The 20,709-nt window shown below is 36.0% G+C and carries 24 protein-coding genes; 12 read left to right on the forward strand and 12 right to left on the reverse strand.

Translation table 11 applies throughout. The features are described 5' to 3' along the window. The 4 genes from Q1553_RS02610 to Q1553_RS02625 all read right to left on the reverse strand — a co-directional run. A partial coding sequence (locus Q1553_RS02610) for a hypothetical protein (protein WP_300842737.1) occupies positions 1–258 on the reverse strand: 258 nt, incomplete at its 3' end. 12 nt (positions 259–270) lie between these two features. Then, entirely contained in the window at positions 271–525 is a 255-nt protein-coding gene (locus tag Q1553_RS02615) for a YtxH domain-containing protein (protein WP_300668102.1), read from the reverse strand. 2 nt (positions 526–527) lie between these two features. Then, positions 528–1,148: a hypothetical protein gene (locus Q1553_RS02620; RefSeq protein WP_300668104.1), complete on the reverse strand. Its 621-nt coding sequence runs from the start codon at positions 1,146–1,148 to the stop codon at positions 528–530. Next, positions 1,138–1,503: an HMA2 domain-containing protein gene (locus tag Q1553_RS02625; RefSeq protein WP_245944228.1), complete on the reverse strand. Its 366-nt coding sequence runs from the start codon at positions 1,501–1,503 to the stop codon at positions 1,138–1,140. Before Q1553_RS02625 ends, Q1553_RS02620 begins: the two co-directional genes overlap by 11 nt. A 175-nt stretch (positions 1,504–1,678) precedes the next feature. On the opposite strand from Q1553_RS02625, the gene glnA reads away from it, so the two are divergent. Then, entirely contained in the window at positions 1,679–3,115 is a 1,437-nt protein-coding gene (gene glnA / locus Q1553_RS02630) for a type I glutamate--ammonia ligase (RefSeq protein WP_115551622.1), read from the forward strand. A gap of 147 nt (positions 3,116–3,262) precedes the next feature. Further along, positions 3,263–5,374, forward strand: a complete 2,112-nt coding sequence (locus Q1553_RS02635; RefSeq protein WP_115551558.1) for a cache domain-containing protein — start codon at positions 3,263–3,265, stop codon at positions 5,372–5,374. A gap of 53 nt (positions 5,375–5,427) precedes the next feature. Here Q1553_RS02635 and lepA read toward each other — a convergent pair whose 3' ends face one another. Next, complete coding sequence (gene lepA / locus Q1553_RS02640; RefSeq protein WP_115551623.1) at positions 5,428–7,218, reverse strand: translation elongation factor 4; 1,791 nt, start codon at positions 7,216–7,218, stop codon at positions 5,428–5,430. A gap of 120 nt (positions 7,219–7,338) precedes the next feature. Between lepA and sppA the strand changes: the two genes are divergently transcribed. Together sppA and purU are read left to right on the forward strand one after the other, a co-directional pair. After that, positions 7,339–8,232, forward strand: a complete 894-nt coding sequence (gene sppA / locus Q1553_RS02645; RefSeq protein ID WP_297570097.1) for a signal peptide peptidase SppA — start codon at positions 7,339–7,341, stop codon at positions 8,230–8,232. Further along, on the forward strand, positions 8,232–9,062 hold the full coding sequence (gene purU, locus Q1553_RS02650) for a formyltetrahydrofolate deformylase (RefSeq protein WP_115551560.1): 831 nt from the start codon (positions 8,232–8,234) through the stop codon (positions 9,060–9,062). Before sppA ends, purU begins: the two co-directional genes overlap by 1 nt. A 176-nt stretch (positions 9,063–9,238) precedes the next feature. Here the strand turns inward: purU and Q1553_RS02655 are convergent, their stop codons facing one another. Next, positions 9,239–9,562 (reverse strand): hypothetical protein, encoded by a 324-nt coding sequence (locus tag Q1553_RS02655; RefSeq protein ID WP_181881631.1) that lies wholly within the window; start codon positions 9,560–9,562, stop codon positions 9,239–9,241. 110 nt (positions 9,563–9,672) lie between these two features. On the opposite strand from Q1553_RS02655, the gene tatB reads away from it, so the two are divergent. From tatB to Q1553_RS02695, 8 genes are read left to right on the forward strand one after another with little or no spacing between them, the layout of a single operon-like run. Beyond that, on the forward strand, positions 9,673–10,149 hold the full coding sequence (gene tatB / locus Q1553_RS02660; RefSeq protein ID WP_115551561.1) for a Sec-independent protein translocase protein TatB: 477 nt from the start codon (positions 9,673–9,675) through the stop codon (positions 10,147–10,149). Beyond that, on the forward strand, positions 10,142–10,888 hold the full coding sequence (gene tatC / locus Q1553_RS02665; RefSeq protein WP_115551562.1) for a twin-arginine translocase subunit TatC: 747 nt from the start codon (positions 10,142–10,144) through the stop codon (positions 10,886–10,888). Before tatB ends, tatC begins: the two co-directional genes overlap by 8 nt. Beyond that, entirely contained in the window at positions 10,889–11,998 is a 1,110-nt protein-coding gene (queA, locus tag Q1553_RS02670) for a tRNA preQ1(34) S-adenosylmethionine ribosyltransferase-isomerase QueA (RefSeq protein WP_115551563.1), read from the forward strand. A 21-nt stretch (positions 11,999–12,019) separates the two neighbouring features. Continuing rightward, positions 12,020–12,592: a 16S rRNA (guanine(527)-N(7))-methyltransferase RsmG gene (gene rsmG, locus Q1553_RS02675; RefSeq protein ID WP_115551564.1), complete on the forward strand. Its 573-nt coding sequence runs from the start codon at positions 12,020–12,022 to the stop codon at positions 12,590–12,592. Then, positions 12,586–12,801: a PP0621 family protein gene (locus tag Q1553_RS02680; RefSeq protein ID WP_115551565.1), complete on the forward strand. Its 216-nt coding sequence runs from the start codon at positions 12,586–12,588 to the stop codon at positions 12,799–12,801. Before rsmG ends, Q1553_RS02680 begins: the two co-directional genes overlap by 7 nt. A gap of 10 nt (positions 12,802–12,811) precedes the next feature. Further along, positions 12,812–13,195 (forward strand): hypothetical protein, encoded by a 384-nt coding sequence (locus Q1553_RS02685; protein WP_115551566.1) that lies wholly within the window; start codon positions 12,812–12,814, stop codon positions 13,193–13,195. After that, the gene (locus Q1553_RS02690) at positions 13,182–13,844 is read left to right on the forward strand and encodes a Crp/Fnr family transcriptional regulator (RefSeq protein ID WP_300691422.1); all 663 of its coding nucleotides are present in this window, start codon (positions 13,182–13,184) and stop codon (positions 13,842–13,844) included. Before Q1553_RS02685 ends, Q1553_RS02690 begins: the two co-directional genes overlap by 14 nt. A gap of 2 nt (positions 13,845–13,846) precedes the next feature. Then, entirely contained in the window at positions 13,847–15,184 is a 1,338-nt protein-coding gene (locus Q1553_RS02695; protein WP_115551567.1) for a type IV pili methyl-accepting chemotaxis transducer N-terminal domain-containing protein, read from the forward strand. A 21-nt stretch (positions 15,185–15,205) separates the two neighbouring features. On the opposite strand, the gene Q1553_RS02700 is transcribed toward Q1553_RS02695, so the two are convergent. Genes Q1553_RS02700 through Q1553_RS02725 form a run of 6 tightly spaced genes read right to left on the reverse strand, consistent with a single transcriptional unit; the run spans position 15,206 to position 20,707 of the window. After that, on the reverse strand, positions 15,206–16,123 hold the full coding sequence (locus tag Q1553_RS02700) for a DMT family transporter (RefSeq protein ID WP_181881632.1): 918 nt from the start codon (positions 16,121–16,123) through the stop codon (positions 15,206–15,208). A gap of 55 nt (positions 16,124–16,178) precedes the next feature. After that, on the reverse strand, positions 16,179–16,409 hold the full coding sequence (locus Q1553_RS02705) for a DUF5408 family protein (protein WP_297570079.1): 231 nt from the start codon (positions 16,407–16,409) through the stop codon (positions 16,179–16,181). An 11-nt stretch (positions 16,410–16,420) separates the two neighbouring features. Continuing rightward, the gene (locus tag Q1553_RS02710) at positions 16,421–17,260 is read right to left on the reverse strand and encodes a metal ABC transporter permease (protein ID WP_245944230.1); all 840 of its coding nucleotides are present in this window, start codon (positions 17,258–17,260) and stop codon (positions 16,421–16,423) included. Then, complete coding sequence (locus Q1553_RS02715; protein ID WP_297578373.1) at positions 17,229–18,587, reverse strand: FAD-dependent oxidoreductase; 1,359 nt, start codon at positions 18,585–18,587, stop codon at positions 17,229–17,231. The genes Q1553_RS02710 and Q1553_RS02715 overlap by 32 nt, the downstream gene beginning before the upstream one ends. Then, positions 18,580–19,335, reverse strand: a complete 756-nt coding sequence (locus Q1553_RS02720) for a metal ABC transporter ATP-binding protein (RefSeq protein WP_297570073.1) — start codon at positions 19,333–19,335, stop codon at positions 18,580–18,582. The genes Q1553_RS02715 and Q1553_RS02720 overlap by 8 nt, the downstream gene beginning before the upstream one ends. Next, positions 19,322–20,707 (reverse strand): SH3 domain-containing C40 family peptidase, encoded by a 1,386-nt coding sequence (locus tag Q1553_RS02725; protein WP_245944231.1) that lies wholly within the window; start codon positions 20,705–20,707, stop codon positions 19,322–19,324. Before Q1553_RS02725 ends, Q1553_RS02720 begins: the two co-directional genes overlap by 14 nt. Positions 20,708–20,709: the final 2 nt, after the last annotated feature.

The following is a 20,709-nucleotide window of genomic DNA, read 5'->3' on the forward strand; positions in this document are numbered from 1 at the left end:
AACCAATGTTGTGGCTTCTAGCAAACTTTTCAATGGTAATTGTGTGTTTCCCAAAGAATTTGCTGCTGCGATTCCACAAGCCGTGATGATTCCACCCTCCAAAGTTGCAACAGCCGTATTCTTAAGAGCTTCTTTTTGGCTAATTTCTCCTTTTTGAACCTTAAGAATCTCATAAGCTCCACTCAATATCAAAGCAATTACTCCACCACTTAATGCGTGTCCAGTAATAGAGCGAGGCATACCTGTATTAATAATCATTTCAAAAACTCCTTATGTGGTTTGCGTAGAATCCTTAGAATCCTCTTTGGATTCTATCTTATCCTTTAAATTCTGTGCGGTTTTTTCAAGGGTGCTTTGCACACATTGCAATGCCTTATGGGAAACCTCTCTCCCTTTATCTAAGCCTTTTTGCAAATCTGCATTTATTGTGTGATTTTCAAAAGATTCTTTGATTTTTCTGCGCTGCGTAAAGAGAAGCGCAACTCCTGCCCCGACTGCTAGCCCCGCAACAAATGGTAATGCCATTTTTACTCCTTGTTTTGATTTAAAAATTCGTTTAATAAACTCGCCCCCAATGCTCCAACAATGACCCCGCCAATGAGAGAATAGTTTAATTTATGCAAAAAACTTTCTAACTCCATTTGACTTAGAGCTCCATTTTGCATTTTATTAACCATTTCACCTGCCTCATTTAAGAGTGCTTTACCCTCACTTAAGGCTTTAAGTGTGCTTTGGAGATTTTGTGTAGAATCTCGTGCAACACCTTGAACCTGCTCAAATGTATGAATAAGTGCGGGAATATGGTTATTAAAGCTTGCAGCTTGGAGACGATAAAAGGTGTCTAACACTTCCGAATCCTTCTCATTTGCAATAAGAGTATTGTAAAGTTCTACATTTTTATTTTCGTTTATAAGTGCAGTCTGTAAAATTTCCTCTATGCTAGAAAAACTTGCAAAACTCTCCGCATTGTAAGGATTCTGTGGAATTACAACACCTAAATTTTGCAAATGCCAACTCAAAGCGTTAATATGCGTTTGTTCGGCATTTTGGAGATGAGCAAAGACTTGCCCATAAGAGCTTACAGACGCATAAAAGCTATAAGCTTTGTATTCATCGTTTAAAGCCAAAAGTAAATTTTCAGCCCTCATTTAATCTCCTTTGAAGATGATAATTGATTATTTGCGCAATCTCTTCTAGTTTTTCACCCTGCATTAAATCCTCAAAAACCTTTGGATTTAGCAAATGTGCGTCATATTGAATCGTCAATGAGCCAATTAATTCATTAAGCTTGATGGTGGATATCAATGGAGTTTTTTCTAAAAATTTCAAAAATGCCTGAAAATCTACCGCACTATTTTCCACATATTTTTTCAATTTCGCATCTGCACGCAAACGGATTCTACCCTTTGTGTGATGAATAATAGAAAAATAATCACTAAAAACCTGCAAGTCTTGAGGTGTAATGGAAAATTCCTGACCCTCTTTAAATATAAATTTTTCCACTCTGCTTTCTTTAAAATTGGTAATCAATGTCAATATCTTAAAGCGGAATTATAAAATAATGAAAATTAATATCATCTTAAAGTTTTTTAAAAAGTTAAGTTTTAATTCTCTTCAATCGCAATTAAACAAAAACTTTGTAGAATTGCGCGAAAATTTCATTCTTAAAAGGTATTTTATGGAAAAGCCGGCTGTTGATAAAAAGGCTATTAAGCAGTTTTTTGATTTTTGCAAGGAAAATGAAGTTGAGTTTATTGACTTCCGCGTTACAGATATTAAGGGGATTTGGCATCATTTTTCCTTTAGTGCAAGCTCTATTGATGAAAGTAGCTTTGAGGGGATTCCCTTTGATGGAAGCTCCTTTCCTGCGTGGCAACCCGTTCATCAGTCGGATATGATTCTAATCCCAGACCCCGTGCGTTATTTTATTGACCCTTTCACCGCCGACACGACAATAGTAGTATTTTGTGATGTATGGGATATCTACAAAAACAAACCCTATGAAAAATGCCCACGCAGTATCATCAAACGCGCAATGAAACATCTAAACGAAAGTGGAATCGGTGATGTGGCATATTTTGGTCCAGAAAATGAATTTTTCATTTTTGATTCTATCAAGATGAAAGATTCTGTGAATTGTCAATACTATGAAATTGACACAGAAGAAGGAGAATGGAATCGCTCTAAAGAATACGAAGGAGTCAATCTTGGACATCGTCCTGGCACAAAAGGAGGTTATTTCCCTGTTGCTCCTGTAGATTCTATGGTAGATTTGCGTGCAGAGATTGTCAAGGTGCTCAATCAAGTAGGACTAGAAACTTTTATCGTGCATCACGAAGTTGCGCAAGGACAAGGAGAGGTAGGAGTTAAATTTGGTGATATGTTAGAAGCAGCAGATAATGTTCAAAAGCTTAAATATGTTGTAAAAATGGTTGCTCATCTGAATGGCAAAACAGCTACTTTTATGCCAAAACCACTTTATGGGGACAATGGGAGCGGTATGCACACGCATATTAGCATTTGGAAAAAAGGCAAGAATCTTTTTGCAGGAAATGCCTATGAGGGTTTAAGCGAAATGGCAATGCACTTTTTAGGCGGTGTTTTAAAGCACGCAAGAAGCATTGCGGCTTTTACAAATGCTTCAACAAATTCCTATAAACGCTTGATTCCCGGCTTTGAAGCACCTAGTATTCTTACTTATTCTGCACAGAATCGCAGTGCGAGCATTCGGATTCCCTATAATAGTGGAGAAAAAGCGAAGAGAATGGAATTTCGTTTCCCAGATAGCTCAAGCAACCCTTACTTAGCTTTTGCTGCACTTTTAATGGGGGGGCTAGATGGTATTATCAATCAAATAGACCCGGGCAAACCAATGGAAGTCAATCTTTTTGAGCTTACTTTAGATGAGATTCGTGAAAAAGGCATCAAGCAACTTCCACATACCCTAAGAAGTGCAATTGAAGAAATGCTTTTAGATAAGGAATTTTACAAAGTTGGGCAAGTTTTTAGTGAAGAGTTTATTCAAACCTACAAACAATATAAATTTGAAACTGAAATTTGGCCTTGGGAAGCGCGTCCGCATCCTTTTGAGTTTATCACAACTTACAGCTGCTAGATTCTATAATCTCTTGCAGTTTTTTCAAGGCGTAAAACTAGAAAAAGAGTTTTAAACTCACAAAAAATCTTTTGTGTCATTTACCCTGATTCTTTTTATTTTAAATTTGCTATAATAGCAGAATCTATTTTTTATACAGGATTTAATATGGAGTCTTCAACAATCAATCTTCTTAGCAACTATATGCCTATGGTGCAACGTTATCAATCGCAATTTTCATCTTTTAATACCTTACTTAGCAAAACAACTTTGACAGGCAAAATTAGCTCATTAGATATTGCGGAAAATCTTTTTGATTATATGGAGACAACACAAGAAAAGTTTGAGAATCTTCAAGATAGGCTTATTGAAACTATCTTAGAACAAACCTTTTTTAATTCCTATGAAGAAGCAAACACTTCTGCAAAAATCATTGCGGAAATCTTTAAGCTTTATTTTCACAATCGCCACGAAGACATCTCTACGCTCGCAGAAAGTAAATATTTACTAGATTTATGTCTAAACTTTGAATCCCACAAAGATAAAAATCCAGAACAATGCAAAGTTGCTTTAGAAACAATTGTTGCATATCTTAAAAGATTTGCTACTAGCAGCGCAGTTTATAAAGATATTATGATTTATCACAATGATGGCACACTTTTGCAAACAATTGATTTAGGCAAAAAATACGCTATTGCTTATGCTACAAAACTATCCCCTATTCTTGAAGCACGCAACATAGAAAAATATGGGGAGTTTTATCAAAAAGTTGATTTTTATGATACCAAAGAAAAAGAGAAAGAAGAAAGAACAGAATTCTTCTTCGTCATTCCTTTGCGCCAAAACAAAGAACAAGCACCTATTATGGTGCTTACTTTTGTGGTAGATGTCCAAGAAGAATTTAAAACGATTTTAGAACGTTTTCCCTATCGCTTACCACAATCTAATCTTGTGATTATTAATCAAAAAAATCATATTTTATTTTCTGATAATACGCGTATGTTTCCCAATGGACAATTGTTAAGTTTAACCGAACACAAAGATTACACTTTTTTAGAATATCGCTCTAAGGCTTGTATGGTTGCGTTGCAAGAAATCAATAACATACAAGGTTTTACAAGCATTACAGAGCAATGGCGCATTTGTAGAATCGTGCCGCTTTATGTTGCATTTGATACCAAAAAACAAACCAACCACAAAATTGACCCTCTTTTACTAGAAAATTCTTTGCTTGTTACAAAAGATTTAGACATTGTCATTGCAGAAAGTGAAAACATTAATGAAGAATTAGGAGATGTTGTTATCAATGGTGAGATTATTGCCTCAAAAAGCCATTCTTATGCACTCAATCCAATTTTAAATAATATTAGAATCTTAAGCGAAGAAATGAACACACTTTGCGTCCAATCAACGGAAGAACTACAAAAAGGAATCTATAATGCCCTCTTTAATGTGATTGACTATTATTCCAAATATTTTGCATTAATTACAGATAGCCTTTTTAGAGAATGTGTTAAAGATTCTAGATGGATAAAACATGGTATAGAATTTAAAAACTACTTAGATGAGCATATGCAAGGCAATCTTACACCTGAAACGCTTGCAAGCACCAAGACACTTTTAGAACGTTTGAAAACAAATTTTAGTAATTTTTACAACATTATCCTTTTTGACAAAGAGGGTAATACTTTACAAAACGCATTAGATGATATTCAATTCAATGCAAAAAAACTCGGAATTATTGACCGTTTCAATAGTAGCAATCTTAATAATCTCATTGTTTCTAACTATGAACCAACGGCATTCTATAACAACAAAAAAACTATTCTTTTTTATGATGCAATTAAGGGAGATAACAATAAATTCTTAGGTGGCTTGCTTTTTGTGCTAGATTTAGAAAAGATTCAAGTATTCTTGGATAATTCCCTACCTAAAGAATCTGCGATTCTTTCTGAAAAAAGTGAAATATTCAGTGTTGCATTTGATAGTGCAAAAAATATTTTAGCCACCACAAAACCAGATTTCAACTTTGAAAATTATAATTTAAGTGATACATTTGATTTCAAAAGTCTAAAAAATTTCAAAAAAATTATTCAAATTGGACAAAAACATTATTTGATTTGCAGCGAAGTCTGCGACCCTGCACAAAGTGCTTTTACAGAATATACAAAACGCTCACTCTATGTTATGATTTTTGTTGCGGTCAAAATAGAAGAGAATATGGAGCAAATTCTACAACAAACCGAATCACTAGAATCTCCAAAAGAGCAGTCCAACTAGCCATCTCCCATAAGATTCCGCTTGTGGAATCTTATCTTAGACAATAAATTAAATCAATCAATTTTCAACACAGCCAAAAATGCTTCTTGTGGGAGAGCAACTTTGCCAATTGCTTTCATACGCTTTTTTCCTTCCTTTTGCTTTTCAAGCAATTTGCGCTTACGCGTAATATCTCCTCCATAACATTTAGCAGTAACATTCTTACCCATAGATTTGACGGTTTCGCGTGCAATGATTTTATTGCCCACACTCGCCTGAATTGCTACTTCAAATAATTGCCGAGGGATAATCTCTTTCATTGCCTCTACTAACTCTTTACCCCTCTCGTAGGCTTTAGACTTTGGCACGATGATACTAAGCGCATCTACAATCTCATTTGCGACGCGAATATCAAGCTTTGCCAAATCTCCCTCTTGATAGCCAATAGGCTCATAATCAAAGCTCGCATAGCCTTTTGTGCAGGATTTTAATTTATCATAAAAATCCATTACGATTTCATTTGTCGGAATCCAATATTCTAGCAAAACACGCGTTTCTTGCAAATATTCCATTTTCTTTTGGATTCCACGTCGCTTGTTCAAAAGCGTAATCATATTACCCAAAAACTCACTCGGAACGATAATTGTAGCTCTTACATAAGGTTCTTTAATCCCTGCAATCTTTTGCTCTGGTGGCAATTCACTAGGATTTTGAATATAAACAATCTCTCCGTCTGTCTTGCTTACCTCATACACAACCGTAGGAGCAGTAGCAATCAAATCAAGCCCGAATTCGCGCTCCAATCTTTCTTTGATGACTTCCATATGCAACAAGCCCAAAAAACCTATGCGGAATCCAAACCCTAATGCAACAGAAGTTTCAGGTTCATAAGTCAAACTAGAATCGTTCAATTTTAGCTTGTCTAGTGCGTCGCGCAAATCCTCAAACTTGTCTGTATCAATCGGATAAATCCCTGCAAACACAAAAGGTTTTGCGGGTTCAAACCCAGCCACAGGCTCTTTTGTGCGCTCCTTAAAATCTGTCATTGTATCCCCTACAGCAATGTCTGTTACATTCTTAAGCCCCAAAATCACGATTCCAATCTCCCCACTTTGAATCACCTTTGTTTTTTCTTGACGCAAAGGGTGCGGATACATAAGCCCCAAAACTTCGTGATTCTTATCGCTTCCCATAATATAAAGATTCTGCCCGACCTTGATACTTCCGTCAAAAACCCTTACAAGAGCAAGTGCGCCAAGATAATTATCAAACCAAGAATCATAAATCAATGCCTTTGTGGGTGCATTAGAATCACCGCTTGGCGCAGGGATTTTCTCCACAATGCTATTGAGCAATTCTGTGATTCCAAGATTTGCCTTTGCACTCACTTGCAAAGCGTTTGTGCAATCTAGTCCAATTGTCTGTTCAATCTCATTTCTCACGCGTTCCACATTTGCCGCAGGTAAATCAATTTTATTAAGCACGGGGATAATTTCAAGATTATTTTCCAAAGCAATATAAACATTTGCGATTGTTTGCGCCTCTACTCCTTGACTTGCATCTACTACCAATAATGCGCCATCACTTGAAGCAAGAGAACGCGAAACTTCATAGCTAAAATCTACATGTCCGGGCGTATCAATCAAATTTAAAATATAATTTTCACCTTTATAATTATAGTTTAAACGCACACTTTGCGCCTTGATTGTGATTCCTCTCTCTTTTTCAATCTCCATTGTATCCATTACTTGGGCACTCATCTCACGCGCACTAATTGCGCCACAAGCCTGAATCAAACAATCTGCCAAAGTAGATTTACCATGGTCAATGTGTGCAATAATAGAAAAATTACGAATCTTTTGCATTGCGTCCATTAGAATTAAACCTCAATCATCAATTTTGAAGCCAAAATCTTAGCAAATTTACACTTAATATTTTTGGCTATGCTATAATTTAGGCTTTGATTTTTCATTTTAAGGTATTTTATGAAAATATTTCATTTATTCACTAAAATTTTAGATTTTATTACAAAATATTTAAAAGTATTCATCTTTTTGCTCGTGGTTGGATTGATTTTCGCACCAAAAGATGATTTGCCAAAGCAAGATGCAAATGTCGCAAGAATCAATCTCTATGGCACAATTTTGCAAAGTGATACTTTTTTAGAAGAATTAGAAAAAATAGAGCAAAACCCAAAGATTCAAGGAATCTTACTTGTCATTGATTCGCCCGGAGGAGCAATTGCTCCAAGCGTAGAAATTTCCGAAGCCATCAAACGCATTCACACAAAAATCCCTGTGGTTGCCTATGCACAAGGAACAATGGCAAGTGGAAGCTATTTAGCGGGTGTTTGGGCGGATTCTATCGTAGCAAATCGTGGCGCGCTTTTAGGTTCTATTGGTGTCATCATCAATGGCGCAGACATCAGCGAACTTGCAGAAAAACTCGGGATTAAGCCACAAACCCTCAAAGCTGGAATCTATAAAGAAGCAGGAACTTTTATGAGAAAGTGGAATCCTCAAGAAGAAGCTATGTTAAAAGATTTAGTTGAAGAACAATATAAAATGTTTGTCCAAGAAGTTACCCTTGCACGCAAAATTTCACTACAAGAAGAGCCAAACTTCGCACAAGGCAGAATCCTAAGTGCCAACAATGCATTAAAATTTAAGTTAATTGATAAAATCGGCAGCCTTTATGACGCGCAAGAGTTACTTTTCATAAAAGCCAACATTCAAAATCCCAAGTGGCACAAAGAGGAAAAAGATAAAATTGAAATCTATTTGGAAAAAATCTTTGGGGACAATATCGCACTTGGTGTGCAAAATGGAATTGCGCTCGCATTAGAGCAATTATCCAAAATTTGGCTAAAGGGCAACTAATGCAAATGATACTAAAAATCAAAACACCAGACCAAAAAGGCTTAATTGCAGAGATTACACGCGTAATTTTTGAATTTAATCTAAATATTTTAAAAAATGATGAATTTGTAGATAAGGAGAATAATCTCTTTTTTATGCGCTCTGAAATGGAGGGGGATTGCTCCATAAAATCGTTGCAAAAAGCAATCCGTGCTCTACTTTCTCCACAAGCAAATATAGAAGTCTTTGAGGCAAAGCGAAAAAAAATCGTGATATTATGCACAAAAGAAAATCATTGTTTAGGAGACTTACTGATTCGCTACGATAGCGGCGAGTTGAATGCAGACATTTTGGCTGTTGTGTCTAATTACACGCTTTTAGAACCTTTATGCCAAAAGTTTAATTTGCCTTTTATCTGCATTCCCAGCGAAAATCTAACTCGTGAGGAACACGAAACGAAAGTCTTAAAAGTACTAGAAAGATTCCCTAGTGATTATATCGTGCTTGCAAAATATATGCGTATTTTAAGCCCAAATTTTGTCAAAAGATTTGAGGGCAAGATTATCAACATTCATCATAGCTTTCTTCCTGCATTTATCGGGGCAAATCCCTATAAACAAGCTTACGAGCGCGGAGTGAAAATCATTGGAGCAACGGCGCATTTTGTAAATAACGCACTAGATGAAGGACCCATTATCTATCAAGACATTACAAAAGTCAATCACGCAATGAGTTGGAAAGATATGCAAAAAAGCGGACGCGATGTAGAGAAAATCGTGCTAGCTAAGGCACTCAATCTCGCATTAGAAGAAAAGATTTTTGTTTATAACAATAAAACCATTGTCTTTTAACCTCACCTTGCAATTCGCAGCCTGCGTCATTGCAAGGGCTTGTGAGGCTTCATAAAAATCGTAGCATACACCACGATGGCAATTCACTCTCAATTAGCACAAATCCATATTTTAGCATAAACCAAACTAAATAAAATCTTAATCCCTGCGATTCCATACCTTGTGCTTTTTAGAATCTAAAATATACTGAAGCTTTTGCTTTGATTTTGTAATTGCATATCAGAAAAAATTTCTTTTTCTAAATAATACCATTCTAAATCCGAAGGAATAGAGGAATCAGGCAAAGATTGCGCACTGCCACTTTCTCCAGCACTTTGCAAAGAGCGCGCACTATATCCCGCAATCTCTCCACCTTTCATAAAATACGCTGTCACTCCAGCACCGATTCCAGCACCTAATAAAAATGCGTCCGTTTTAGGGGAAATGCACCCACCAAAAAATACTGCCACACACGCAAGATAGCCAAAGATACACGCTTTTTTGATAATTTTTTGCTTCATTGTCTGCCTTTTTCAAATAGGATTCTACCTTTCTCTAAGCACACTTTATTCCAAAATTGGATAAAATCGCAAACTTCAAGCAAAAAACTCGCAAAAGGTAAGGTTTCGCAATGTTTGGAATGGGATTTTTTGAAATTTTAATGATTGCAGTCGTAGCAATTATTTTTTTAGGACCAGAAAAATTACCCAAAGCATTGGTAGATATGGCAAAATTCCTTAGGGCAGTCAAAAAAACGATGGACGACGCAAAAGAAAATTTAGAGCGCGAAGTCAATCTTAATAAAATCAAAGAAGAAGCCCTAGCCTACAAAAACAGCATTACGCAAGAAGTCCAAACCCTAAGCAAAGATTTGGAGCTAAAAGACCTCAACTTAGACCTTGAACCAAATTCCTCACCCTCACAAACCACCAAGGAGAATCCACAAACAAACCAAACTACCACTAAAGATTCTACCCTAGAAAAATCATCGCATTCTCAAAGCAAAGAAATCCAACCCAATAAGCTTGACAAGACGACTTTGAGATTTGGTGCAAATTTAGCAGAAGAACAATCACAAACCCAAACAACAAGGAATGAAAATGTTTGAAGATTTAAAACCTCACATTCAGGATTTGCGAAAGTGTCTGATTCGTATTACTCTTGCACTTCTTGTTACTTTCCTTGCCTCCTTTTATTTTTGGGAATTTATCCTAGATTGGATGGTTGCTCCTCTTAGCTCCGCACTTCCAAAGGGACGCGAAAGTGTAATTTTTACACAAGTTGGGGAAGCATTTTTTACCGCTATTAAGGTAGCGTTTTTTAGTGGATTTATCTTTGCTTTGCCTGTAATTTTTTGGCAAATTTGGGCATTTGTCGCGCCCGGCTTATACGATAATGAAAAAAAACTCGTGCTTCCTTTTGTGATTTTTGGAACATTTTTCTTTCTGTGTGGCTGTGCTTTTGCCTATTACATTGCCTTTCCCATTGGCTTTGGATATTTAATCAACTTTGGCTCCCAACTTTTTACCGCACTTCCAAGCATAGGAGAATATGTCAGCTTTTTTGCTAAATTAATGGTTGGCTTTGGAATCTCTTTTGAACTCCCTGTGATTACATTTTTCCTAGCAAAAATTGGGCTCATTACCGATAGGACATTAAAAGAATATTTCAAATATGCCATTGTTTTTATCTTTGTTCTTGCGGCGATTCTCACTCCTCCTGATGTGCTTTCACAATTTTTAATGGCGATTCCACTTGTTTTGCTTTATGGATTGTCTATTATGATTGCCAAAATGGTAAATCCCTACAAAGAATCACAAGAAAAAGACGATGAGGCAGGAGAATAAATGCGTGAATTGCAACTTAAAAGCTATGATTATATCTTGCCCAAAGAGCGCATTGCAACCTACCCTATTGTCCCAAAGGAAGAGGCAAAATTGCTAGTTTATGAACGCGCAAGCGATAAAATAACACATACAACTTTCAAAGATTTTGCAAACTTTCTACCACAAGATACCTTGCTTGTTTTTAATAATACCAAGGTTTTACCCGCAAGGCTCTATGGCACAAAAGTTGTGCAAGATTCTAAAAACCCTAACACAAAAGGTGCAAAAATTGAAGCACTCTTCCACAAAGAAATAACACCCAATGTCTATCTAATGCAATTTAAAGGGCGTTTGAAAGTCGGGCTTTTAGTTGCCTTTGAGGGAGGAATTTTTGCTAGAATCCTAAAAGACAATCAAGATTCTACGCTTGGCGCAGGATTTAAAGAAGCAGAATTTTTCAGGATTCCACAAAAAAACTTGCAAAATTATCTACAATCTTTTTCCAAAACCTTAGAATCTCCTTTGAATCGTGAAGAGTTTTTTGAATTTTTAGAACACTTTGGACATATTCCTTTGCCTCCCTATCTTAAGCGACAAGATACGCAAGCAGACAAAAAGGATTATCAGAGCGTTTTTGCCAAACATTTAGGAGCAATTGCCGCTCCAACTGCGTCCTTACATTTTAGCGAAGAATCCTATAAGAATCTAAAGCAAAACTTTCAAAACACAGAAATAACATTGCACGTGGGTGCTGGGACTTTTGTAGGCGTGCAAAGCGAGAATATTTTAGAACACAAAATGCATAAAGAATATTTTTTTATCTCGCAAGATTCCGCAGATAAAATCTATCAAGCCTCTCATATTACCGCTATTGGAACGACTGCCACACGCGTGATTGAGGAGTTTGCTAGAAATGGAAAGCTTCGTGGCGAATGTGATTTGTTTTTACACCCCCAAAACAAACCTCGCAAAACAAATGCGCTTTTAACAAACTTTCATCTACCAAAAACCACTCTTTTAATGCTTGTTGCTTCTTTTGTAAGCTTAGATACAATGCAGCGACTCTACAAAGAGGCAATAGCACGAAATTACCGCTTTTATTCCTACGGCGATGGAATGTTGATATTATAGATTCTACATAGGAAAGATGCAATGAAAAATCTGCAAACCTCACAAATTGCTCTCTTAAAATCTTATGCGAATCTGCTTTTACATTGGAATACGATTCATAATTTAAGCGGAGCAAAGGACATTCAAAGCATTCAAAAAAATATTCAAGATTCTCTCTATCCTTTGAGTTTAGAAGAGTTGAATCTACACACAAAAACCAACCTATTAGATGTTGGAAGCGGCAACGGCTTCCCAAGCATTCCTCTTGGAATCGCGCTTGGGGTTCCTACGATTCTCTGTGAACCCAACGCCAAAAAAGCTGCTTTTTTGCAAAATATTAAAGCGAATTTAAACCTAAAAAACTTTACAATTCAACGCAAAAAGATAGAATCGCTAGAGTTAGAAATCAAGCCGAATCTGATTACTTCAAGGGCAACTTTTAACATAAAAAAATTTTTAGAAAAGTGCAGCAAGCACATTTCGCAAGAAACGACTATCTTACTCTATAAGGGCTCAAACTTTGAAAATGAGATTCCAAAAGGCTTAAAATATACTCATTTTCAAAGGGACTTGTTGCATTATCTTGTCATTTTAGGAGAGAATTTAAAATGTTAAAATTTTTTTTATTAATTTTATTCTTAGTTGGCGTGTATTTACTTTTCTTTCGCAAAAACCAACAAAAACCAACAAAAAATGACTTCAAATCAACGCAAGATTCTATTATGCTTGAATGCACACAATGCGGAACTTATGTTTCAAACGAAGAAGTAATTATTAAAGATGGTAAATATTATTGCTCCAAAGAATGTGCCAAACTTGCTTAAAGGATAAAAAATGCTGATTTTGAATCACCCTTGTATTCACCCCCTAAATCTCGTCCGCATTTCTTCTCAAGAGCAAATCACCCATTCTCTGCCCTCTGATTTTTTGTTGCTTTCTTGCGATTCTTTTACACAAACCTTAGCTCTTGCGCGTTTTTGTAATAGCAATACTTTGGCTTATGCAAGTTTTGTTAGAAATACCAAAGAAGCCTTATTTTTGGTTAATTTAAATGTGCGATTCTTGCTTTGCAGGGAAATCCACCTTGCAAAAACTTTGCAAAAACTCGCAGAAACCTATCTCTTTGACGCAAAAATTTTACTTTGTATTCAAGAGGAACAAGAAATTGAAAAAACTGCAGAATGCGGCATTGATGGGGTGATTTTTGCCAACCTTTAATACTTTGGAATCCTACGCTCCTTTTAATGCTTTAGCCAAAGAGGATTTAATGCTTTTAAGCCAAATTACAACTTTCAAGCATTTTGTCGCCAAAGAAATGGTGCTTTATGAGCAAACGCGCGTTTCCTCTTTGTTTTTCTTATGCAAAGGATGCTTAAAACTCTATAAAGTTGGACGCTTTGACAATGAAGTATTTTTGGGGCTTTTAGAAAATGGGCTTTTATTGGACTTTAACTCACAAAATACAAAAGGAGAGTTTTTCTCTTTTGCAAATCTTGAATGTGTGGAAGATTCTCTCATCGCCTGTTTTGATGGTATAAAACTAACGCAAATTTTAGAGCAGAATCCTCGTATTTTAGCTTTATTTTTCAAAGAAACCCAAAAAAAAATCGCACTTTTTGAGGAGGTGATTCAAAAGAATCTCATTTTTGATAGCACCGCAAAAATAGCCTATACGCTTTATTTTCATTTAGATAGTTTCAATGCACACAAAAAGCAAGAAAATGCTGCTTTTTTAAATATTCAGCCCGAGACACTTTCTAGAACTTTAAAAAAACTTCATCGTGATAATATTTTACTCACCAACAAACAAGGTAAGATTGAGATTATCAATCCACAAAAACTTCATAATATTTTTAAACAGGATTAAGAATGACAAAAATTGTAACGCGCCTCATCATACTTGGGATTCTTACAACCTTTTGTGTTGGGGTAATGATTCTCTCAGTAATCTTTATCAACCAACTTGGAATCCAAGATGGCTATATCATCAATATTGCAGGAAAAGAGCGAATGCTCACGCAAAAAATCACAAAAGAAATTTTCCTTATTAACTCTCAAAATAGCCAAGACTACACCGCACTTAACCTTGCCCTAGAAGAGTTTGAAAACAACCTAAACACCTTGCGCTTTGGCAATCCACAAAAAAATATTAATCCTCCCACCAAAACAACGATTATCACCAAGCTAGAAGCAATTACGACGCAATGGACGCACTTTAAAACCATTGTAGAGGATTTTAAATCTACTTCTAGCAAACTTTATGAGGATAGGAAATTTTTGGACGAAAATAACATCAAAATGTTATTTCTCTCCGATAACATCGTCAAAGCGATGGTAGAATCCAAAATGCCTGCCCATCTTATTGATGATTCTGGGCGTCAGCGAATGCTCACACAGCGAATGGCATATCTGATGACACGTTATTTTCATATTTGGGATGACAAATCTTATCGTGCTTTTAAAGAGAGTCATGCGCTTTATCATACCATTATCACAAATTTTTATCAAAATGCCAACTACAAACATTTTCCAAAACTTGCCAAATCCATTCAAGAAGCCTATGAATTTTGGCAAACTTACTCCAAACATATTGATAATGTTTTAAACCTACAAGAACATATTGTAGAGGATTTAAAACAAATTACATCGCAAAATACCGCTATCTTAAATGAAATTGATTGGACGGTGAATCTTTATTCTGACATTTCTATCCACCAACGCGCCTATTTGGAGAAATTTCAATATGTCGCGGCGTTTATTATGATATTGCTTGGATTCTACTCTATTTATAATCTCTTGAACATTAGGGCACATTTGGGACGCTTTTTGCAAAAAACCAAACTCCTCGCAAGTGGCAAACTCAACCAAAATCTCACCGAAGCAATTCAGCTAGAAGGAGAAAGCGAGCTATCTCAAGCCTCACAGAATCTTTCACATTTTTTGCAAAGCCTAGAACAAACCAAAGAAACTTCCAAACAAGCCATTCATTTAAGCGAACTCATTAGTGAAGAGATTGAAAATATTAGTGAAGAGATTCGGCATAAACTTGCCTTTGCAAAAATCAGTGAGGAAAGACGCAAGAGCATAGAAGACAGCATTAACCTAAGTGAAGATATTGCAATCCAATCTAGCGAACAGCTCATCATCACTGCTAGATTACTTGACAAACTCCATAGAATTTTAAAAGAAATTGAAAGCTGTTGCTAATTGCAAACAAGATATTTGAATCTATTCCTCAAGCTTTTTTGACTTCCAACTAAAATGTTTGGGCTGATAAAGATTAATGAGATAAGTCGCAAAAACTGCAAGACTTCCTCCAAGCAATGTTAAAACACTTGGAATCTCTCTCAAAATGATAAAACTGCTTAATAACGCAGTGGCTGGCACAAGCAGATTAAAAGAGCTTGCTTGCGTTGCCCCTACGCGTGCCACTCCCATATAATAAATGCTCGTTCCCACAGCCGTAGATAATACCGCCACGATAAACATCATCCACCAAAACCTAAACTCAAAGGTAAAAATATCCAACATACTAGGCTGAAAGAAAAAAATAGGCGAAAACAATAACACACTTAAAAAAGTAATGTATAGATTAATCGCTACAGGGTGAATTCTAAGATTGCGACAAACAAGGGTTAAAATTGCCCAATCCAACGCACAAAGAACAAAAAATACATTGGATTTACCAAAAAGCTGTTGCCAACTTCCTAAATCTAGCAAACAAATCCCCGCAAGGATTCCCAGAAATAAACCCAAAATCTCATTTTTTTTCATCACTCTTGTGGAATCTTTTTTGAGCTTATAAAACCCGAAAGTCAAAAGATAGGCAAATATCGGAATTAATGTTGTTACAAGCACTCCACTTTTTCCCGCGCTGCCATAATTTAAACCGATAAAATACATAATAGAATACAAACAATTCAAAAAAGCTGCAAACGATAAAAACTTCAATGCAGACTTGTCAATTCGCAAAGGAATCTTGAGAAAAAAGACTATTGCACAAGAAGCAAGTAAGGCAAAGAAAAACCTCCAAAAGGCAACTACATCTGCACTTGCATATTCAATCAAAACCTTACTAGCAGCCCAAGAAGCACCCCAAAAACCCATCGCCATTACAAGTAAAATATAAAAAAGGATATTTTTCATAATTCTTTAGAAACCTTATCATAGATTCTTAGGCTAACTTAATACTATGCAAATTTTATTGATTTACCCTTGAAGAATCAAGAGTATTTTCTAATTTTTCTAAGCGCAGTGCATATTCTTTTTGCATTTTTACAAGATTTGCTGTCGCTGTGATTTGATTAAGCGACACCCAAAGGCTCAAGGAAACAAAAACAATCATAATCACGCAAGCAATAAGAGAGATTTTAACTGCCTTTAATGCTGTTTTTTGCACCCTTTCTAGGGTAGTTTGTTTATTTTCTTGCATAAGAAATCCTTTTAAATAGTTTGAAATTTATAAAAACGATGAAAAACAGCCAAGAAAAAGGAAAAAATTGCCAAAATCATCACAATGCTTGCTCCTGCTTGCAAGTCATAAAAATAAGCCACTGCGATTCCACATAGCATACACACAAATGAGATCAAACTTGCTCCAAACATCATTTTTGCAAGAGAAGTTGTAAAAATCTCGCTACAATAAGCAGGGATACTCAAAAGTGCAACGATTAAAATAATGCCAACCGAACGCATAGAAATCACAATTCCCAAAGCAATCAAAATCATTAAAAGAATGCTAAAGAATCTTGTATTAATGCCTTGTAATTGAGTAAATTCATTGTCATACGAGATTCCAAGAATAATACGATAAAATAACCCTACAAAAGCAATCAAAAAGAGACCAAAACCAACCATCAAATAAATATCACTCTCTGTGATACTCAAAATACTACCAAACAAATATCCCATAAAGTCTTTATTATAGCCCGGCGTTAATTCTACCAAAATCACACCTAATGCCATACCAAAAGCCCATAATGAGCCGATAAGAGAATCCAAACGTTCTTTGGCAAAAAGCAACATATAGGCTAAAAGAATCGCACAAAAAATGCTGAATCCCGTAGCTCCTACAAGAATCGGTAAGCCAAAAAATGCTGCAATTCCAACCCCTCCATAAACGCTATGTGCAATTCCACCCGCGACAAACACCATACGATTAGTTACAACCAATGTACCGATAATTCCACAAATAATACTTGTGCAAAATGCACCCCAAAGAGCGTTTTGCACAAAAGTATATCCCAAAAGTTCAATCAACGAGCCACTCCAAGCTTTCTTCATTTAATTCAGTCTTGATAATATCCATTTTAATCGTTGCATTAAGATATTCCGCAATCTCAATCATATCAATCAATGCGTTGCGCATACAGCTTGTTGCACCAGGACTTGGTGTCATATTAAATGTAATTCCCTCTCCGCTTTTAATCTTTTTTTCTCCTAAAACAAGTTTTTTAGTTTTTTTATCAAGCACTTGTGGGCGGATTCCACCAAAACCGCTCGCATAAGTCAAATCCTCTAAGGTGATAGAGGGGATAATCTTTTGCGCTTCTTTGATAAAAAATCTCTTCCCAATCATAGGAACTTCATACAAGAAATTTCGTAAAATATAATTACGAATCTCACTATCTGAAAATAAATCCCATATAATTTTTGTTGTAGCCGCTTCTCCAAATCCAGAGGTTTTAAAGAAATCCAAATAAGTTCCGGGCTTAAATCTCTCTAATTTAGGCAAAGAAAGAGCAGTTGGACCCAAACGATTCTTGCCTTTTGCTACAACATCAGGGTCGCCGTGAATCGCCGCAAAAGGTAGTTTAGGGTGTTGCACCGTATAAACTTTACCCCTTAGCTTGTCGCCGGGAATAAAGAAAAAGCTTCCCGCCACAGGCAAGCAACCAAGATCTAAACCAAATCCCATATTTTGTGCTAAAAATAATGAATGCGCACCTGCATTCACTAGCACAAAAGAGGCACTAAGGGGTTCTTTACCTTTTGCGCGAATTGTATATCTCCCATCGCCTTGTTTAATAATATCTTGCACTTGATAGTTAAAAATTGCTTGATGCTCGCCAAATACACTTTTCTCTACCATATGATGCGCCACAGAACAAAAATCCATTGCACAGAAGCTTTTGCGTGTTCCAGAACCTACCACATTCTCTGCGCGATCGCTTCCGTCTGCTAGCTTAATGACATTAGGCTCAATCTCTTTAATGTCCTCTTTGGTAAAAAATTCCAATTTCGGATAAATCCCCTTAAATTCCTCGTGACGTTTTTGCATAAATTCCACTTCTTTATCCCCTACCCCAATCGCCATTTTTTGATATTCAAAAATACTTTTGTTTTGCAGTTGATGAAATAAAGCATAAGAAACTAGCATTTCTGCTGACCTTGCAACCTTTTTTGCTTTTTCAAAAGTATAATTCGTCTCAATATCACCTGCGTGAATGGTTTGAGAATTATTATTACCACTAGAACTAAGTGTAGCGGGTGCTTCGTATTTTTCTAGTAAAACCACTCGCTTTAAATCTGTATAATGCGTTAGCGCATAAAACAACGCGCTTCCTGAAATTCCAGCACCAATAATTGCCACATCATAAGAATTATTCATTTTTACCTCCTCTATTAGAGTGCCACAAACCCATAAGCTCTACTTCGCAGAAATGTTTATCCCCTATGCTAGAGGAAACATTCACATCACTTGGTAAGTTATGCGTTGTAACTTCTTTATTCACATATAAAACTTTTTTTGCATATCCTAACAAAACGGACACATCATGACTAATCATTAGGATAGTCTTTTCTTGATTGATTTGTCGCAACAAATCATAAATTTCTTTTTGATTCTTTTGGTCAATACTTGCCGTAGGCTCATCTAAGACCAAAAGATTGGGGTTACCGCATAATGCACGCGCAATCAGCACTCTTTGTCTCTGTCCTCCAGAGAGCTCACCGACTTTTTTATGCGCAAAGGATTCCAAATGGAATTGCTCTAACCTCTCCATTGCAATTTTCTTTGCATTTTTGGGTAAAAATCCACCAAAAAAATTAGGTTTTAAAAACCCCATCATTACAACCTCAAGTGCTGTAATGGGAAAATGACGATTTAAAAAAGTATTTTGTGGCACATAGCCAATGCACAAATCTTTATTCTTTATAATTTCTCCACTTGTTGGCTTTAGCAATCCAACCAAAAGACGCGCTAATGTGCTTTTACCACCACCATTTGGTCCAATGATTGCCCAAAAATCACCTTCACAAATCGTCCAATCCACATTATACAAAATTCGCTCTTTGGTAAAATAAAATTTAACATTTTTGCATTCAATAATTTTTTTATCGTTCTTATTTTGTGCCATCAAATTCACTTTCTAAAAACAAATTTCGCATACCATAAATGCGGTCAATGAGCAATTTATCCTGATGAATGCCCTGTATATGCTTGCCAATTTCAATTGAAGTAATCACAACTTTACCAAGAATTTTTCTTCCCTCTTGTGTTTCATTTTGTAGCGTTCTTAAACCCCAAATGTCATGCAAAATATAAATTTGTCCATCTAACTCTCCAATGTAAAGCATAATATGTCCTTTCATACCAAGCAATGTTGCGAAAGGCACAGCTTGTTGTTGGATAAAATTTTTCTTTTGCTCTACATTCAAATGGCTCAAATCAAAATACAATGTGGAATCCTGACTTTCTTGAATACTTTTTTGCCTCATTTGCGCTTGCGAATTTCTCAAAAGATAAAATCCAAAATTTCCCAAAATATCACGCAAAAACATAGAGCAATCCCGATTTCCAAACATTCCACCCCAACCATATTTTTCACCCACAATTCCTTGTGCCAAGCTAGCAACTGCTTGAGCAGAAAAATTCATCGGAAATTTATCAAAAGCATTTTGATTTAATGCTACTTTAAGCGTGTAGGCATATCCACGAGAATTGCGTAAAAAGATCTGGCTTTCATATTGTGTTGTTGTGCTACCAAGCAACGGCAAAAGCATTCCAATACGCGCAGATTCCAAATATTCTTGATGAGAATTTTTAATGGGCGTTAAGTCCTTCCTAACAACTAAAAAATCTTGCATTTGCCTTAAACTTTGCACCTGATTATCATTTAAGATTCCAACATCTAATGCCAAAATCCACCCACTTACAAAACCACTTTCAACGAATGCCCATTTGCCCGAACGCGAATAATGTGTAATCAACACGGGAGTGCCTACATAAATCGCAGAATTTTGCCAATTATCAAAGGGGAATCCTTTTCCTGCTTGATTTGGGTTGGAAAATTGAGGTTTGCTTGTTGGCAAAACGCGCAAATTAGAATTGCGTGTAATAATTGCTGGTTTTTTCGCGCTTGGATAGGCTTCCAAATTTGCTTCAAATTCTAACTCTTCAATTTCTTCTTTCTGATATGGAAGTAAATTTTCTCCAAACCCCAAATCTTGATAAGCTTCTCTTAAACCCCATTGAAGCTCCTTAACATTATGTTTAGGTTTTTTGTCAAAAGGAGAGAAAAAATAAGTCAAATATTCTTTCTTTAAAGCAAGTTTTTTGGTGTTATCCAAACTATGCGATTCTTTTACAAACAGGCTTAAATCTTGCGGGGGCAAGGGGACTACAATATCTTGAGGATTCTTTATTGCTTTTGTCGCACAACCACTTAAAATTGCAGCAACAAAGAGTGCCAACATCAAAGAAATAATGCGCACATTTTTGATTTTCATTG

The organism is Helicobacter sp. UBA3407 (genome assembly GCF_949747025.1).
GTDB lineage: Bacteria > Campylobacterota > Campylobacteria > Campylobacterales > Helicobacteraceae > Helicobacter_D > Helicobacter_D ganmani.

Excerpts from the sequence above, each read along its gene's own strand:
- Q1553_RS02615 (WP_300668102.1), bottom strand. The coding sequence starts at position 525 with ATGGCATTACCATTTGTTGCGGGGCTAGCAGTCGGGGCAGGAGTTGCG.
- Q1553_RS02620 (WP_300668104.1), bottom strand. The coding sequence starts at position 1,148 with ATGAGGGCTGAAAATTTACTTTTGGCTTTAAACGATGAATACAAAGCT.
- glnA (WP_115551622.1), top strand. The coding sequence starts at position 1,679 with ATGGAAAAGCCGGCTGTTGATAAAAAGGCTATTAAGCAGTTTTTTGAT.
- Q1553_RS02635 (WP_115551558.1), top strand. The coding sequence starts at position 3,263 with ATGGAGTCTTCAACAATCAATCTTCTTAGCAACTATATGCCTATGGTG.
- lepA (WP_115551623.1), bottom strand. The coding sequence starts at position 7,218 with ATGCAAAAGATTCGTAATTTTTCTATTATTGCACACATTGACCATGGT.
- sppA (WP_297570097.1), top strand. The coding sequence starts at position 7,339 with ATGAAAATATTTCATTTATTCACTAAAATTTTAGATTTTATTACAAAA.
- purU (WP_115551560.1), top strand. The coding sequence starts at position 8,232 with ATGCAAATGATACTAAAAATCAAAACACCAGACCAAAAAGGCTTAATT.
- Q1553_RS02655 (WP_181881631.1), bottom strand. The coding sequence starts at position 9,562 with ATGAAGCAAAAAATTATCAAAAAAGCGTGTATCTTTGGCTATCTTGCG.
- tatB (WP_115551561.1), top strand. The coding sequence starts at position 9,673 with ATGTTTGGAATGGGATTTTTTGAAATTTTAATGATTGCAGTCGTAGCA.
- tatC (WP_115551562.1), top strand. The coding sequence starts at position 10,142 with ATGTTTGAAGATTTAAAACCTCACATTCAGGATTTGCGAAAGTGTCTG.
- queA (WP_115551563.1), top strand. The coding sequence starts at position 10,889 with ATGCGTGAATTGCAACTTAAAAGCTATGATTATATCTTGCCCAAAGAG.
- rsmG (WP_115551564.1), top strand. The coding sequence starts at position 12,020 with ATGAAAAATCTGCAAACCTCACAAATTGCTCTCTTAAAATCTTATGCG.
- Q1553_RS02680 (WP_115551565.1), top strand. The coding sequence starts at position 12,586 with ATGTTAAAATTTTTTTTATTAATTTTATTCTTAGTTGGCGTGTATTTA.
- Q1553_RS02685 (WP_115551566.1), top strand. The coding sequence starts at position 12,812 with ATGCTGATTTTGAATCACCCTTGTATTCACCCCCTAAATCTCGTCCGC.
- Q1553_RS02695 (WP_115551567.1), top strand. The coding sequence starts at position 13,847 with ATGACAAAAATTGTAACGCGCCTCATCATACTTGGGATTCTTACAACC.
- Q1553_RS02700 (WP_181881632.1), bottom strand. The coding sequence starts at position 16,123 with ATGAAAAATATCCTTTTTTATATTTTACTTGTAATGGCGATGGGTTTT.
- Q1553_RS02705 (WP_297570079.1), bottom strand. The coding sequence starts at position 16,409 with ATGCAAGAAAATAAACAAACTACCCTAGAAAGGGTGCAAAAAACAGCA.
- Q1553_RS02710 (WP_245944230.1), bottom strand. The coding sequence starts at position 17,260 with ATGAAGAAAGCTTGGAGTGGCTCGTTGATTGAACTTTTGGGATATACT.
- Q1553_RS02715 (WP_297578373.1), bottom strand. The coding sequence starts at position 18,587 with ATGAATAATTCTTATGATGTGGCAATTATTGGTGCTGGAATTTCAGGA.
- Q1553_RS02720 (WP_297570073.1), bottom strand. The coding sequence starts at position 19,335 with ATGGCACAAAATAAGAACGATAAAAAAATTATTGAATGCAAAAATGTT.
- Q1553_RS02725 (WP_245944231.1), bottom strand. The coding sequence starts at position 20,707 with ATGAAAATCAAAAATGTGCGCATTATTTCTTTGATGTTGGCACTCTTT.